The 13,562-nt window shown below is 68.1% G+C and carries 17 protein-coding genes; 5 read left to right on the top strand and 12 right to left on the bottom strand.

Annotated features, from left to right (window positions below):
* Positions 1 to 6: 6 nt before the first annotated feature.
* The 6 genes from BUA54_RS02665 to fabF all read right to left on the bottom strand — a co-directional run bounded on the left by BUA54_RS02665 (position 7) and on the right by fabF (position 5,746).
* On the bottom strand, positions 7 to 213 hold the full coding sequence (locus BUA54_RS02665; RefSeq protein WP_072855637.1) for a hypothetical protein: 207 nt from the start codon (positions 211 to 213) through the stop codon (positions 7 to 9).
* Positions 213 to 1,388 (bottom strand): phage portal protein, encoded by a 1,176-nt coding sequence (locus BUA54_RS02660; protein ID WP_072855636.1) that lies wholly within the window; start codon positions 1,386 to 1,388, stop codon positions 213 to 215. The genes BUA54_RS02665 and BUA54_RS02660 overlap by 1 nt, the downstream gene beginning before the upstream one ends.
* Before the next feature lie 124 nt (positions 1,389 to 1,512).
* Positions 1,513 to 2,775: a DNA-packaging protein gene (locus BUA54_RS02655; protein WP_245810545.1), complete on the bottom strand. Its 1,263-nt coding sequence runs from the start codon at positions 2,773 to 2,775 to the stop codon at positions 1,513 to 1,515.
* Positions 2,711 to 3,130: a hypothetical protein gene (locus BUA54_RS21525; RefSeq protein ID WP_245810544.1), complete on the bottom strand. Its 420-nt coding sequence runs from the start codon at positions 3,128 to 3,130 to the stop codon at positions 2,711 to 2,713. The genes BUA54_RS02655 and BUA54_RS21525 overlap by 65 nt, the downstream gene beginning before the upstream one ends.
* Before the next feature lie 190 nt (positions 3,131 to 3,320).
* Positions 3,321 to 4,484 (bottom strand): endolytic transglycosylase MltG, encoded by a 1,164-nt coding sequence (gene mltG, locus BUA54_RS02645; RefSeq protein ID WP_072855633.1) that lies wholly within the window; start codon positions 4,482 to 4,484, stop codon positions 3,321 to 3,323.
* On the bottom strand, positions 4,484 to 5,746 hold the full coding sequence (gene fabF, locus BUA54_RS02640) for a beta-ketoacyl-ACP synthase II (protein WP_072855632.1): 1,263 nt from the start codon (positions 5,744 to 5,746) through the stop codon (positions 4,484 to 4,486). Before fabF ends, mltG begins: the two co-directional genes overlap by 1 nt.
* 163 nt (positions 5,747 to 5,909) lie before the next feature.
* Between fabF and map the strand changes: the two genes are divergently transcribed.
* The 3 genes from map (at position 5,910) to BUA54_RS02625 (ending at position 7,731) form a co-directional block, all read left to right on the top strand.
* A complete protein-coding gene (map, locus tag BUA54_RS02635; RefSeq protein WP_072855631.1) occupies positions 5,910 to 6,659 on the top strand; it encodes a type I methionyl aminopeptidase in 750 nt (249 codons plus the stop codon).
* Positions 6,660 to 6,727: 68 nt separating this feature from the next.
* The gene (locus BUA54_RS02630) at positions 6,728 to 7,177 is read left to right on the top strand and encodes a GFA family protein (protein ID WP_072855630.1); all 450 of its coding nucleotides are present in this window, start codon (positions 6,728 to 6,730) and stop codon (positions 7,175 to 7,177) included.
* A 164-nt stretch (positions 7,178 to 7,341) separates the two neighbouring features.
* Positions 7,342 to 7,731 carry a RidA family protein gene (locus BUA54_RS02625; protein ID WP_072855629.1) on the top strand — a complete coding sequence of 130 codons (390 nt, stop codon included), beginning with the start codon at positions 7,342 to 7,344 and terminating at the stop codon, positions 7,729 to 7,731.
* Positions 7,732 to 7,860: 129 nt separating this feature from the next.
* Here the strand turns inward: BUA54_RS02625 and BUA54_RS02620 are convergent, their stop codons facing one another.
* The 3 genes from BUA54_RS02620 to fabD all read right to left on the bottom strand — a co-directional run bounded on the left by BUA54_RS02620 (position 7,861) and on the right by fabD (position 9,914).
* Positions 7,861 to 8,094, bottom strand: coding sequence for an acyl carrier protein (locus BUA54_RS02620; protein WP_072855628.1), 234 nt, complete (start codon positions 8,092 to 8,094; stop codon positions 7,861 to 7,863).
* A gap of 138 nt (positions 8,095 to 8,232) precedes the next feature.
* Positions 8,233 to 8,970 carry a 3-oxoacyl-[acyl-carrier-protein] reductase gene (gene fabG, locus BUA54_RS02615; protein WP_072856116.1) on the bottom strand — a complete coding sequence of 246 codons (738 nt, stop codon included), beginning with the start codon at positions 8,968 to 8,970 and terminating at the stop codon, positions 8,233 to 8,235.
* A complete protein-coding gene (gene fabD / locus BUA54_RS02610; RefSeq protein WP_072856117.1) occupies positions 8,970 to 9,914 on the bottom strand; it encodes an ACP S-malonyltransferase in 945 nt (314 codons plus the stop codon). The genes fabG and fabD overlap by 1 nt, the downstream gene beginning before the upstream one ends.
* Before the next feature lie 139 nt (positions 9,915 to 10,053).
* Between fabD and BUA54_RS02605 the strand changes: the two genes are divergently transcribed.
* Together BUA54_RS02605 and BUA54_RS02600 are read left to right on the top strand one after the other, a co-directional pair.
* Complete coding sequence (locus tag BUA54_RS02605) at positions 10,054 to 11,250, top strand: cytochrome b/b6 domain-containing protein (RefSeq protein ID WP_072855627.1); 1,197 nt, start codon at positions 10,054 to 10,056, stop codon at positions 11,248 to 11,250.
* A gap of 142 nt (positions 11,251 to 11,392) precedes the next feature.
* On the top strand, positions 11,393 to 11,623 hold the full coding sequence (locus BUA54_RS02600; protein ID WP_072855626.1) for a hypothetical protein: 231 nt from the start codon (positions 11,393 to 11,395) through the stop codon (positions 11,621 to 11,623).
* Between the two features lie 13 nt (positions 11,624 to 11,636).
* Here BUA54_RS02600 and BUA54_RS02595 read toward each other — a convergent pair whose 3' ends face one another.
* From BUA54_RS02595 to BUA54_RS02585, 3 genes are all read right to left on the bottom strand, one after another.
* A complete protein-coding gene (locus BUA54_RS02595) occupies positions 11,637 to 11,975 on the bottom strand; it encodes a hypothetical protein (protein WP_072855625.1) in 339 nt (112 codons plus the stop codon).
* Positions 11,976 to 12,133: 158 nt separating this feature from the next.
* Positions 12,134 to 12,712, bottom strand: a complete 579-nt coding sequence (locus tag BUA54_RS02590) for a YceI family protein (protein WP_072855624.1) — start codon at positions 12,710 to 12,712, stop codon at positions 12,134 to 12,136.
* A gap of 99 nt (positions 12,713 to 12,811) precedes the next feature.
* Positions 12,812 to 13,393 (bottom strand): hypothetical protein, encoded by a 582-nt coding sequence (locus BUA54_RS02585; protein WP_072855623.1) that lies wholly within the window; start codon positions 13,391 to 13,393, stop codon positions 12,812 to 12,814.
* Positions 13,394 to 13,562 lie beyond the last annotated feature (169 nt).

Genomic DNA, 13,562 nt, shown 5'->3' with positions numbered 1-13,562 from the left:
GTCGTGTCAGCGCCCCGCCAGATGGCGCAGCATTTCAAGACCCAGCAAACCGGTGGCCCCGCAGACCAGCGCCCAGACCTGCCATTCCAGCCGCCGCATCAGCCGCTCGATCCCCGACAGGCGCGCGTTGATCTGCGCCTGCCAGACGTCCGTCGCGCTGGGCGGCGGATCGCCCCGCGGCGCGACCTTCAGCGACACGATCTTCTCGCGCATCACTCCACCTCCTGCGCCGGCAGCCCCAGCAACCGGCGCTTCTCGGCGTCGGTCAGAAACGTCGCCTCGGCCACCCGGCGCCACTGGCTGTCCCGCTCGCTCGACAGCGCCGCGACCTGATCGAGGTCGGGGCGGATATCCAGCCGCTCCCCGGTGAAATCCGACAGCCAGTCGGCGATCGCGCTCGTCACACGCGTCGCCAGTGGCAGCACCGTCAGGCGATAGAACGCCCGGTTCGCCTCCTGATAATTCGCGTAGGTCGCATCGCCGGGTATTCCCAGCAGCATCGGCGGCACGCCGAAGGCGATGGCGATCTCGCGCGCCGCCGCCTCCTTGGTCTTCTGGAACTCCATGTCGGACGGAGAGAACCCCATCGGCTTCCAGTCCAGACCGCCCTCCAGCAGCATCGGCCGCCCCGCATTCCGGGCACCCTGATGCTGGCTTTCCATCTCGTCCACCAGACGGTCGTACTGATCCTGACTCAACTGGCTCTGCCCGTCGCCGCCACGATAGACGATGGCGCCAGAGGGGCGGGCCGCATTGTCCAGCAGCGCCTTCGACCACGCGCTCGCCGCGTTGTGCACGTCGATGGCATTGGCCGCCGCCTGCAGCGGGCTGAAGCCGTAGTGATCGTCCTGCGGATGAAAGCTCCGGATATGGCAGACGGGGCTGACGTCGCCCGCGACATCGAACCGGTGCTTGCGCCCCCCCACCGTGTATTCATAGGCGGCAGGCCAGCCGTCCGCACCGGGGATCAGCCGCATCCGGTCCGACCGCAGGACATGCATCTCCACCGGCAGACCGGTCTCTGCCACACCTTCCAGATAGGCATCACCGCTTAGCAGCAGCTGGCCATAAAGCGCCTCCAGCAGCTCCGCCCGGCCCTGCGCCGCGTTGGGGCGGGCCAGCAATTCCTGCACCGGATGCGTGTCGTAGCGCTGCACCCGGTCCTGCACGACCAGCGGCAGGGCACCCGCGGCCTCTGCGATCAGCTTCACCGCACGAAAGCCGATGGGGTTCGCGATGAACCCGGCCCGCGTCAGCGACACCGTATCCCGCGCCCCCCACGCGGCGCGGCCATGGCTGGCGATGGCGACCAGCGGACCGGCGGCAGAGGCCTTGACCTCCGGCACCGCCCTGCCCCGCGCACCGCCCTTGCCGAAGAATTCAAACATCGCTCGCTCCCTGGTCCTGCCGCTGCGCCGCGGCCCCGTGTCGTCTTATGAAGCCACCTTTACAAACCAGTCCTTACCGTTCCCCGTCCCCACCGCGCGCCCGGCGGGGACGGGGCGCAACGCCCTACAGTCTGCGCACCCGCGGCGCCTGCCAGCCCTGCGCCGGGGCAATCATCAGGTCGTGCAGCGCCCAGACCAGCGCGTCGACCCGGTCCGGCGACCCGGTGCCCGCAAAGCCGCTGGTCGTCATCAGGCTCATCTGGTCCTCCAGAGCCGCCAGCCCGTGGACATGGCAGACCCGCCCCTGCTCGTAGAGCGCGGCGACAGGCTCCGCCCGCGCGACCTTGCCCCGCGTCGCCGTCACCTTGCGATAGGGCACCAGCGGATCGACCTGCCGCACGATGGCCTCCACCATGTCGCCGCCCTGGTTGACCTCGGCCACCAGCCGGTCTCCGCCGTGCCGGCGCAGCGCCGCCACCGCCGCCGTCGCCCAGTCGAGCGGTGACGCCGCCTGCACCGTCGCATCCTCCAGCACAAAGGCCCGCCACGCCTGCGGCGGCCCCTGCATCACCACGCCGGCCACCACGATCCCGCAGGCATCCGACCCCCGGTGCCCCGTCGTCGGCGGGTCCACCGCCACCACGATCCGGTCCAGATCGGGCACCGTCGTCACCAGCGCCTCCGTCAGGATCGCCTCGGTCCACAGCGCCCCCGGCGCATCGGTCAGAAGCACGCCGTCCAGCTCCTGCCGCCCCTTGCGTGTGCCGCCGAACCGGCGCCGCACCTCCTCCAGAAATCCGGGCGCAAGGTTCGCCGCATTGTCATAGGTCGTCGCATGGGTGGTCACGGTGCTGTCCCGCTCCAGCATGTCGCGCAACACCGGCACGTTGCGCGGCGTCGTCGTGATGCAGGCCCGCGGATCCTCGCCCAGCCGCAGGCAGAACTGCACCATGTCCCACGTCTTCTGTCCCTGCTTCCACTTCGCCAGCTCGTCCGCCCAGACCGCATCGAACTGCGGCCCGCGCAGCGCCTCGGGATCGAACGCGGAATACAGCAGCGCCTCCGCCCCGTTCGGCCAGACCAGCGCCTTGCGGCCCGCGATCCAGTGCGGCTTCCGGTCCGCCGGCGCGCAGGCCATGATGCCGCTGTCGCCGAAGACCATGACCTCGCGCGCCTGATCATAGGTCTCTGCGATGATGCCCACCCGCCGCGCCCGCCCCTTGGCGCGCGGCACGGGCCCTTCGACCATGCTGCGCACCCATTCGGCCCCGGCACGGGTCTTGCCCGCCCCGCGCCCACCTAGAATGACCCAGGACCGCCAGTCACCCCCTGGCGGCAGCTGATGCGGCAGCGCCCAGAAATCGAACAAATACGGCAGGGCCCTCACCTCCCTGTCCGTCAGCCCCGCCAGAAACGTCGCCTGCTGCTCCCCGGTCCCGGATGCGATCAAGGCTGCGCCCGATGTCAGCCCGCAGGGCGTCATGGTCGATGTCCGCGTCGTCCGTGCCTTGTCCGAATTTTTCAATGAAGCTGTCCTCGGCTTTCAGAAGGTGAACGTGGATCGCCTGCAGGTCCGCAAGCCGCGCGACATGCGTCTTCGACGGCGGTTCCACCGCCGTGCCGATCTGCTGCAACTGGGTCTGGAACGCGGCCTTGAGGCTGTCGTAGAAGGCCTTCAGCTCGCGGACACGCGCAAGCGCCTGCGCCCGCCCCATGGGGCAGGGGTCGTCTGGTTCTGTCATGAGGTCGCACCTGTCCGTTGTCATCCGTGACAGTCGAGAGAGCGGCGCCACCGATCCCGCATGCGGGGATGGACCGGGCAAAGCCACTCCTCCAGCTCGTGCCCTGCATAGCAGGAACGGCTGAAAAATCAAGATTTAAGGGACCTTGGTCGCGCGGTGCCGTTAAGGAATTCCTAACGGCACCGCGGCGTCAGTTGTTGCCTCCGGTCGCCTGCTGTGCCTCGATCGCGCGGTAGGCCGCCACGTTCCGGTTGTGATCGTCGAGGTTGGTGGCAAAGGCATGCCCGCCGCTGCCGTCCGCGACGAAGAACACGTAGTCCGTGCTGTCCGGGTTCAGCGCCGCCTCGATGCTGGCGCGCCCGGGGTTGGCGATCGGCGTCGGCGGCAGGCCGGGAATGACATAGGTGTTCCACGGCGTCGGCGCGTCCAACTCGCTGCGCCGCAGGCCCCGGCCCAGAATGCCCTCGCCCTTGGTCACGCCATAGATCACCGCCGGGTCCGTCTGCAGGCGCATCCCCCGTTCCAGCCGGTTGACGAAGACGCTCGCCACCTGACGCCGTTCCGTCGGCACGCCGGTCTCCTTCTCGACCAAAGACGCCAGCACCAGCGCCTCCTCCGGCGACTTCAGCGGCAGCCCCTCGGCCCGCGCCGCCCAGGCATCGGCCAGGATCTGGCTTTGTGCCGCTGTCATCCGCGCAATGATGCCGGCGCGATCGGTGCCCGGCGTGAATTCATAGCTGTCGGGCGCCAGGGTCCCCTCCGGCGGGGTCTCGGCGATCGCGCCGTCAAGGATATCGACCTCGCGCAGCATCTCCGCCACTTGCCAGCTGGTCACGCCCTCGGCCACGGCCATGCGGAACCGCGTATCGCCCTCGGCCTTCACCCGGTCGTATTCCGCCGGGGCCGCGTCGACCGCCGGATCGAACTCGGCCACCTCGGCATAGTCGCCCGTCGCCGGATCCAGCTCGCGCACCTGCACGAGGTTGCGCCGCACGCCCACGCGATAGACGACCTCGGTGCCGCAGGTGCTTTGCCCGCTGCTGGTCACCAGATCGACGATCTGCGCCATCGACGCGCCTTCGGGCACCAGAAAGCTGCCGGCCTTCAGATCACCCGACTTTTCGGAATAATCCGCCCCCATGCGAAAGATCGCGGCGGAACTGACGGCGTCCTGCGCCACCAGCTGCTCGCTCACGCGGCGCATGTTCGACCCCGGCGCGACCTGCAGGCAGATGCCCTCGGCCAGCGGCCCGGGCGCCTTGTAGCTTTGCGTCCCCCAGACGATCACGCCGGCCAGCAGGAACAGGGTCACGATCAGAAAGGTGATCCCGTTGGACGCGATATGTCGCCACATCAGCGCAGCTTCCCCAGCACCAGACTGGCGTTCGTGCCGCCAAAGCCGAAGGAATTCGACAGCGCGATGTCGATCTTCCGCTCGCGCTTGGCCCCGGCACAGAGGTCCACCGCCGTCTCGCAATCGACGGTATCAAGGTTGATGGTCGGCGGCGCCACCTGATCGCGGATCGCGAGGATCGAGAAGATCGCCTCGATCGCCCCCGCAGCCCCCAGCAGGTGTCCCGTCATCGACTTGGTGGACGACATGCTCAGCTTCGCCGCAGCCTCCGGCCCGACCATGCGCTCCACCGCACCCAACTCGATGGTATCCGCCATGGTCGAGGTGCCGTGCGCGTTCACATAATCGATCTGGCTAGGTTCGATCCCCGCGTTGCGGCAGGCCGCGCGCATCGCGCGCTCGGCACCCTCGTGATCCGACGGCGGGGCCGTGATGTGAAACGCATCGCCGGACAGGCCATAGCCCAGAACCTCGGCATAGATTTTCGCACCCCGCGCCTTGGCGTGCTCGTATTCCTCCAGCACCACGATCCCGGCGCCCTCGCCCATGACGAAACCGTCGCGGTCCGTGTCCCATGGCCGGCTCGCCTTGGTCGGATCGTCGGCGTGCTTGGTGGACAGCGCCTTGCAGGCGTTGAACCCCGCAATGCCGATCTTGCAGATCGCCGCCTCGGCCCCGCCCGCGATCATCACGTCCGCATCGCCGTGCTGGATCAGGCGGCTTGCGTCGCCGATGGCATGGGCACCCGTCGAACAGGCGGTCACGACCGAATGGTTCGGCCCCCGGAACCCGTAGCGGATCGACACCTGACCCGAGATCAGGTTGATCAGCGCCCCCGGCACGAAGAACGGAGAGACACGCTTCGGCCCCTTCTCCTCCATCATCACGGCGGTATTGGCGATGGAGTTCAGGCCCCCGATCCCCGACCCGATCAGCACGCCTGTGCGCTCCTGATCCTCGCGCGCTGTCGGCATCCAGCCGCTGTCCTCGACCGCCTGCTGCGCCGCCGCCATGCCGAACAGGATGAAGGTGTCGACCTTGCGCTGCTCCTTCGGCTCCATGTAGGTGTCGGCGTTGAAGGTGCCGTCGCTGCCGTCGCCCAGCGGCACCTCGCAGGCGTAGTTCGTCACCAGACCGGTGGTGTCGAACCCCTTGATGGTCCCGGCCCCCGACTGGCCCGCAAGGATGCGCGACCAGCTCGCCTCGACCCCATCGGCAAGCGGCGTGACAAGTCCCAGTCCCGTAACGACAACTCGGCGCATCTTTCGTCCCCTCAACACGTCATTTCGGCCCTGATACCGCAGGCTTGCGCGCAGGGGCAAGAGCCGTGGCACAATCCGCCCGGCACCGACCGGAACCCGCCGCCTTGCGACGCGCCCGCAGGGGGCGTATCGCTGGCAGGACAGCATCACAGGGGGCCGGGCCATGACCATCACGCAAGCCGACGAACTCGACGGCCTTCAGGTCATCGGCCGCATCGTCGCCAACACCATGCACGCCATGGCCCGCGCGATGGAACCCGGCATGACGACGCGGGACCTCGACGACATCGGCCGCGCCCTGCTGGACCGTGCCGGCGCCACGTCCGCCCCGCAGGCGACATACGACTTTCCCGGCGCCACCTGCATCAGCGTGAACGAGGAAATCGCCCACGGCATCCCCGGCGACCGCATGCTGCGCACGGGCGATCTGGTCAACATCGACGTCTCGGCGTCAAAGGACGGCTATTTCGCCGACACCGGTGCCACCTTCCGCATGGGTCGGGTGACCGCTGCCCGGGACAAGCTCTGCCGCGACGGCAGGCGCGCGATGGAGGTCGGCATCGCGCAGGTCGGCGCGGGCAAACCCATCGCCGGGATCGGCCGCGCCATCGGGCGCTTTGCGGAACGGGGCGGCTACACCCTGATCCGCAACCTCGCCAGCCACGGCGTCGGCCGCGCCCTGCACGAATACCCCGAAGAGGTCGCGACATGGCCGAACCGCCGCGACACCCGCCGCATGCACCGCGGCCTCGTCCTGACGGTCGAGCCGTTCCTGTCCACCGGCGGCCACTGGGCGCAGAACGGCGACGACGACTGGACGCTCTACGCCGATCCGCCCGCCCCGGTCGTCCAGTACGAACACACCGTCGTCGCCACCGACCGCGGCCCCCTGATCGTCACCCTGCCCGGCTGACCGGTTGTGCGGCCGGCCGCAGCGGGCCACAATCGGCCTGCACGACCGACCCGGAAAGGATGACCGCCATGCCGACCCCCACCCTCCCCCTGACGGGCACCTGCCGCTGCGGCGCGGTGCAGATCACCATGACGCAGGCCCCGATCATGACCGCCGCCTGCCACTGCACCGGCTGCCAGCGCATGACCGGCAGCGCCTATGCCCTGACCGCCATGGTCCCGACCCCCGGTTTCGAAGTGACGGGAGAGACCGTGCGCGGCGGCCTCAAGGGCGACACGCTCGACCACCGCTTCTGCCCCGCGTGCCTGACGTGGATCTTCACGCGGATCAACGGCATGGACGATTTCGTCAACGTCCGACCGACCATGTTCGACGACACCACATGGTTCTCGCCCTTCATCGAGACGATGGTCACCGAGAAACTCCCCTGGGCCACCACCCCCGCCCACCACCGCTTTGACGGCTTCCCGTCCCCCGACGACTATCCCGCGCTGCTGGCCGCCTATGCGGCGGCGTGATGGGTATTAAGGGGGAGGACAGGCAAACCCCGACCCGCGCGCCATCAGCTCTGTGATCCAGACGGCAGGACTGTCTGCATAGACCCTTGCAGACGCCATAGCGCGATGGTGACAACAAGCGCGCCGGGGCCTACCCTCAACGACGAGCGAGGCACAGAATCAGCATGTCCGTTGAAAAGCACGTCATCTGTCATCCCGACCTACCGAAACCGTACGGTGCCTACTCCACGGCGGTGCAGGCAGGCGGATTCCTGTTCGTTTCCGGACTTGCAGGTATCGTGCCGGAAACTGGCCAGAAGGCGGGAGAGGACTTCGAAACGCAAGCGCGACAGGCGTTCGACAACTTGGGAACATGCTTGAAATGCGCTGAATCGTCGATGAGCGATGTCGTCCGGGTCGTGGTTTATCTGACGGATGCACAGCATCGCGACGCGCTCAATTCGCTCTTCGGGGACTGCTTTCCGGTTGACCCTCCGGCCCGTTCCACGCCGATTGTAGAGTTGCCGATGGGGCTCCTCCTTTCGATAGAGGCAACTGCAATCTGCCGCAAATGAACCGACGACCGGAAGGTCCGCATTCGGGACCCACACCTCTTGCCCACTCCCCCAACGAAAAAGGCCCCCGCATCGCTGCGGGGGCCGTTTCAAATCTCGTGGCGATATAGTCGCCCGGCGGGTCAGCGCTTACAGCGCGCCCTTGATGAACTTCACGGCGTCGCCGAAGGTCTGGATGGTCTCGGCGGCGTCGTCGGGGATCTCGATTCCGAACTCTTCCTCGAAGGCCATGACCAGTTCCACGGTGTCGAGGCTGTCGGCGCCCAGATCGTCGATGAACGACGCGCTTTCGACGACCTTGTCCTCTTCCACACCAAGATGCTCCACAACGATCTTGCGTACGCGATCTTCGACTTCGCTCATGAACAATTCCTCACGTTCCTGATGGGCCTGGACCCAGTTGTTGAACGACCCGAAAGAGGGCCCGTCCGTTGCTGCGTGGCCTATAACAGAGATTTGGGTGGGCGCAAACGCTTTCACAAGACCTCTGTCAGGCCTCGCTCAAAGCATGGCCATTCCGCCATTCACATGCAAGGTGGCACCGGTGACATAGGCCGCTTCCTTGCTGGAAAGATAAAGCACCGCAGCCGCGATCTCCTCCGCCTCGCCCATGCGCCCGGCGGGGATCTGGCCCAGGATGGCCCCCTTCTGGTCGTCGTTCAGCTTGTCGGTCATCGCCGTGGCGATGAAGCCGGGCGCGACGCAGTTCACCGTGATCCCGCGGCTCGCGACCTCGTAGGCGATCGACTTGCTCATGCCCACGACACCGGCCTTGGACGCGGCATAGTTCGCCTGCCCCGGGTTGCCGGTCGCGCCCACGACGCTGGTGATGTTCACGATCCGGCCCCACCGGGCCTTCATCATGCCCCGAATGGCGCCCTTGCACAGGCGCATGGTGCTGGTCAGGTTGACCTCCAGCACGCTGGCCCATTCCTCCTCGGACATCCGCATGAAGATGTTGTCCCGCGTGATCCCCGCGTTGTTCACGAGGATGTCGAGGCTGCCCATCGCCTCCACCGCCTGCTTCGGCAGGGCCGTCACGGCCTCCGCGTCGCTCAGGTTGCAGGGCAGCACATGGGCGCGTTCGCCCAGCTCTTTCGCCAGTGCCTCCAGCGGCTCCACCCGCGTGCCGGACAGGCCCACAGTGGCCCCTGCCGCGTGCAGCGCCGAGGCCACGGCCCCGCCGATGCCACCCGATGCGCCTGTCACCAGCGCGGTCTTTCCCGTCAGATCGAACATCATGCCTCTCCCTTGATGGCGGCGGCTGCCACCTGTGCGTCCATGGCGGTGCCGACGTTCAGCGTCGCCGCATCCTTGGCGATCCGGCGGATCATGCCGGACAGCGCCTTGCCGGCGCCCACCTCGACGAATTGCGTGACCCCCTGCCGGGCCATCCAGTCGACCGAGGACGCCCAGCGGACCCGCCCCGCGACCTGCTCCACCAGCTGCGCGCGGATCGTGTCCGGGTCCGTCACCGGTTCCGCCGTCACGTTCGCCACCAGCGGCACCGCCGGTGCCTGCAGCGCCACCTCTTCCAGCGCGTCGCGCATCGCCACGGCGGCGGGTTCCATCAGGGCGCAATGGAACGGGGCGGAAACCGGCAGCATCAGCGCCCGCTTGGCCCCGGCCGCCTTGGCCAGCGCCGCTGCCCGTTCCACCGCCGCCGCATGGCCGGAAATCACGTTCTGCGCCGGATCGTTTTCGTTGGCCAAGGCACAGACCTCGCCCTGCGCCGCCTCTGCCGCGATCCGTTCCACGGTCTCCGCATCCAGCCCGAGGATCGCCGCCATCGCGCCGACCCCCTGCGGCACCGCCGCCTGCATCGCGTCGCCGCGCAGCCGCAGCAGCCGTGCGCAATCGGCGACACCCAACGCACCGGCGGCCGCCAGCGCCGAATACTCGCCCAGCGAATGACCGGCCACGAAATCCGCGTCCGTCACCGCGACGCCCTCCGCCTCCAGCGCGCGCATCGCGGCCAAGGATGCCGCCATCAGCGCCGGCTGGGCGTTCCGCGTCAGGGTCAGGGTCTCGATGTTGCCCTCGAAGATCAGCGCCGACAGCGCCTCTCCCAGCGCCTCGTCGACCTCCTCGAACACGGCGCGCGCGGCGGGATAGGCGTCCGCCAGATCGCGGCCCATGCCGATCGCCTGCGCGCCCTGTCCCGGAAATACGAATGCCCGCATGGATTTGCCCCCGTTGTCTGCATTGTCGGGCAAGGGTCTAGCCTGCCCCGCCCCGCCGCACAATGCCCCTGCGCCGTTGCGAATTGTGCGCGTCGCCGCCCTGCGCTACCTCTGACCCAAGCCGCCCGAAGGACGCCCCATGACTCACGCCACGCCCGACAGCCCCACGACCTACGGCACCGTCACAAAGGTCTTCCACTGGCTGACCGCCCTGCTGATCCTCACGATCATTCCGCTGGGCCTGATCGCCTCCGACCTGCCGTACGAGACGAACGAGCAGCTCGCCCGAAAGGCGCAGCTCTTCTCGCTGCACAAGACACTTGGCGTCGCCGTCTTCTGCGTGGCCCTGCTGCGCATCCTCTGGGCCCTCGGCCACGCCAAGCCGGGCGCCCTGCACCCCGAACGCCGGGTCGAGACTCTGGCCGCCGAAACCGTCCACTGGCTGCTCTACGCATCCCTCGTCGTCACGCCCCTGACCGGCTGGATCGACCACGCCGCCACCACCGGCTTTGCCCCGATCTGGTGGCCCTTCGGCCAGTCCCTGCCCTTCGTCCCCAAGGACGACGGCGTGGCCCACTTGTTCGGCAGCCTGCACTGGGTCTTCGGCAAAGTGATGATCGGCGCGCTGATCCTGCACATCGCGGGCGCGCTGAAGCATCAGTTCGTCGACCGCGACGCCACCCTGCGCCGCATGTGGTTCGGCCGCACCGAAACGCCGCAGGCCGGCCACCACCGCACCCCCGCCGCGGCCCCCCTCCTTGCCGCGCTGATCCTCGCGATCGGCGCCGGTGTCGCCGTCGCGCTGTCGGGCGGCGAAGAAGAGACGCGAGAGACCGCCACCCTCGATCAGGTCGCCTCGGACTGGACCGTGCAGGACGGCACCCTCGGCATCACCGTCAAGCAGTTCGGCAAGACGGTCGAGGGCACCTTCGCCGACTGGACCGCCGCGATCACCTTCGACCCCGAAGCCGCGACCGACGCGGGCGAGGTCACGGTCACGATCAACATCGGCTCCCTCACCCTGGGGTCCGTCACCGATCAGGCGATGGGCGCCGACTTCTTCAACGTGGCAGAGTTCCCGACCGCCACCTTCACCGCGCCGATCACGAAGACCGCCGAAGGCTACACCGCCGACGGCACCCTCACGATGAAGGGGCAGACGGCGCCGCTGACCCTGCCCTTCACCCTGACGCTCGATGGCGACACCGCCACGATGCGCGGTCAGACGACGGTGAACCGCATGGATTACGGCGTCGGCAAGACCATGGGGGACGAGGCCAATCTCGGCTTTGATGTGGTCGTCGCCGTGGACCTGACCGCCACCCGTGGACAGTGACCGCGACGTCACGTCGCCGCACCCAGCCAATCGTGATCGGCCGGCGGTTGCGTTGTCCTACAACTTTTGGTTTTGTCGGGCTGCGGCAACCGGCCGACACGCCCCATCGCCGCCACCCTGACCCGGAAGTGAACCGTCGCCCATGACCTCGACATCCGTCCGCCGCGTGCAGCTCATCTGTTTTGCCCTGGTGCACATCCCCCTCGCCGCCACCGTCACCGTCCTGGCCGTCGACGGCCTGCAGGGTGACCTGACGCCCATCGCGGCGACCTTCGCCGCCACCCTCGTCACCGCCCTGTCGCTGATCCTCTACCTCGGCCACGCCCTGTCGCTGGCACAGCCGGCACCGGGTCGAGAGGCGTCGGCCCACTAGGCCGCCCTCCGCCTCAGCGTCCGGCCAACAGCCAAAGCACGGCAGCGATCAGCGCGACCTTGGCGGCACCGATGGCGATGACCGCGCCGCGGTTGGTCGGATGCAGGATGTCCTGCAGCAGGCTCCGCCGCTCCTCTCCGAACAACTCCGCCCGGATGCCGGTCAGCACATGCGCGGGGGGTGTCACCTCTTCGCCGGGCATCAGACCCGCGAACCGCTCCTGCCAGAACGCCAGTTCCGCCTGCAGCGCCGGATCATCGCCCAGACGGCGCGCCATGGCGCGGCGCTCGTCCTCGGCCAGCAGGCCAAGCGCGTATTCCGCCGTCAGCACTCGGGTGTCGTCGCGTTCCACGTCGGATCCTCGCCGTCCACACCCGTCCCGGGCGTGCCCTCAGTATCGCGAAAATCCCCTGTTGTCGCAAGCACTCCGCCGGATCCGCCCGCCGGACAGGCAAAAGCCGCGCCGGGTTCACCCCGACGCGGCCATTCGATCGTCGCAATTTTTTGCGCTTACTGCGCCTTCATCGCCTCGACAGAGATGTCCACCTGCACCTCGTCGCTGATGTAGGGCGCGAACATGCCAAGGTCGTAATCCGACCGCAGCAGCGTCGTCGTGGCGTCGAACCCGGCCCAGGGCTTGCCCTCCATCGGGTGATCGCCGACCTGGTTCAGCTTGGCGTCCAGAACGACGGACTTCGTGACGCCGTTCAGCGTCAGGTCGCCGGTGATCTTGGCGGTATCCTCGCCCGTCACCTCAATTGCGGTGGACTCGAATGTCACCATCTCGCTGTCGTCGCTGGCGTCAAAGAAATCCGGGCTCATGAAATGCTCGAACCGCTCTTCCCAGCCGGTCAGCATGCTGCGCACCGGGAAGGACACGGTCACGCTGGAATTGGCCGGGTCTTCCTGATCGAACTGGATCTCGCCGTCGAAGCCGGAAAACATGCCGGTGCCCGTCGAGAAGCCAAGGTGATTGTAGGTAAAGACGATCTGGCTGTGGCTCGGGTCGAGGGTATAGGCCTCTGGCGCGGCAAAGGCCGGGGCGGCCATCAGGCCAAGGACGGTGGCGGTGGTCAGAAGGGTCTTCATTGTATCGGGTCTCCGGTCAGGGGTGTGTCTGACCCCGATGTGACGCCGGCAACCCCGCGTCACAACCCGGCAAATTTGAACAGGTTGTGTTCGCCCGCCTCAGGCGTCGCTGCGGTTCAGGATCAGGTCGCGGCCCAGACGGTCGCGCAGCCGGACCAGATCGTCCTCCGGCCCGGTCGCGACGTGCAGCTGCCGTGCCGTCCGGCGGTACCGCAGGGTCAGCGTCGGCTGGCCCGCGGCGGGCCGCAGGATGAAGACGCTGCCGATGCTGTCGAAGCCATGGCGCCCCATGACCGTTGCCCTGCCGGTCCGGTTCGTGACCACGGCGCGAACCTCCGCCTGCAGCGTATCGATCTCGATCTGCACCACGCTGCCGCGGCTGGCGTACCACATCAGCAGACCGCCCGCGGCCAGCGCGACCGCGATCAACGGCAGCCGCAGCATCACACCCGCGCCGAACCCCGCGCTCAGCAACGTGACCGCGGCCGCCACACAGGCCGCACCCGCCACCATCGCCAGGGCCTGCTGCACGACCAGTCCCGGCCGCGGCCCGGTCCCCGGGACGATCCGGTAGCCCCAATAGGTCTCCTCCACCCGGTATCCCGCACGCCCGCGCGGGGCCGGCGTGACGCGGGCCGGCCTGACGTGCCTGTCCTTCGGACGGTCGGGGATTTCGGTCATGGGGCTGGCCTTTCCTGCGCAAAATCGGCGACATGGCGCCATGCTGACACCGCGATCGGGGCAAAAACCGGGCACCGCCATGGCATTGTCGGGCAGCGCCCTGCCCGGCCCCGCCGCCACCGCCACGCCGTGGGTTGCGCGCCACCGGGACCTGTGTATAAGCGGCCCA

The organism is Loktanella atrilutea (genome assembly GCF_900128995.1).
GTDB classification, from domain to species: Bacteria; Pseudomonadota; Alphaproteobacteria; order Rhodobacterales; family Rhodobacteraceae; genus Loktanella; species Loktanella atrilutea.
This window is presented reverse-complemented; position numbering and strand designations above follow the sequence as displayed.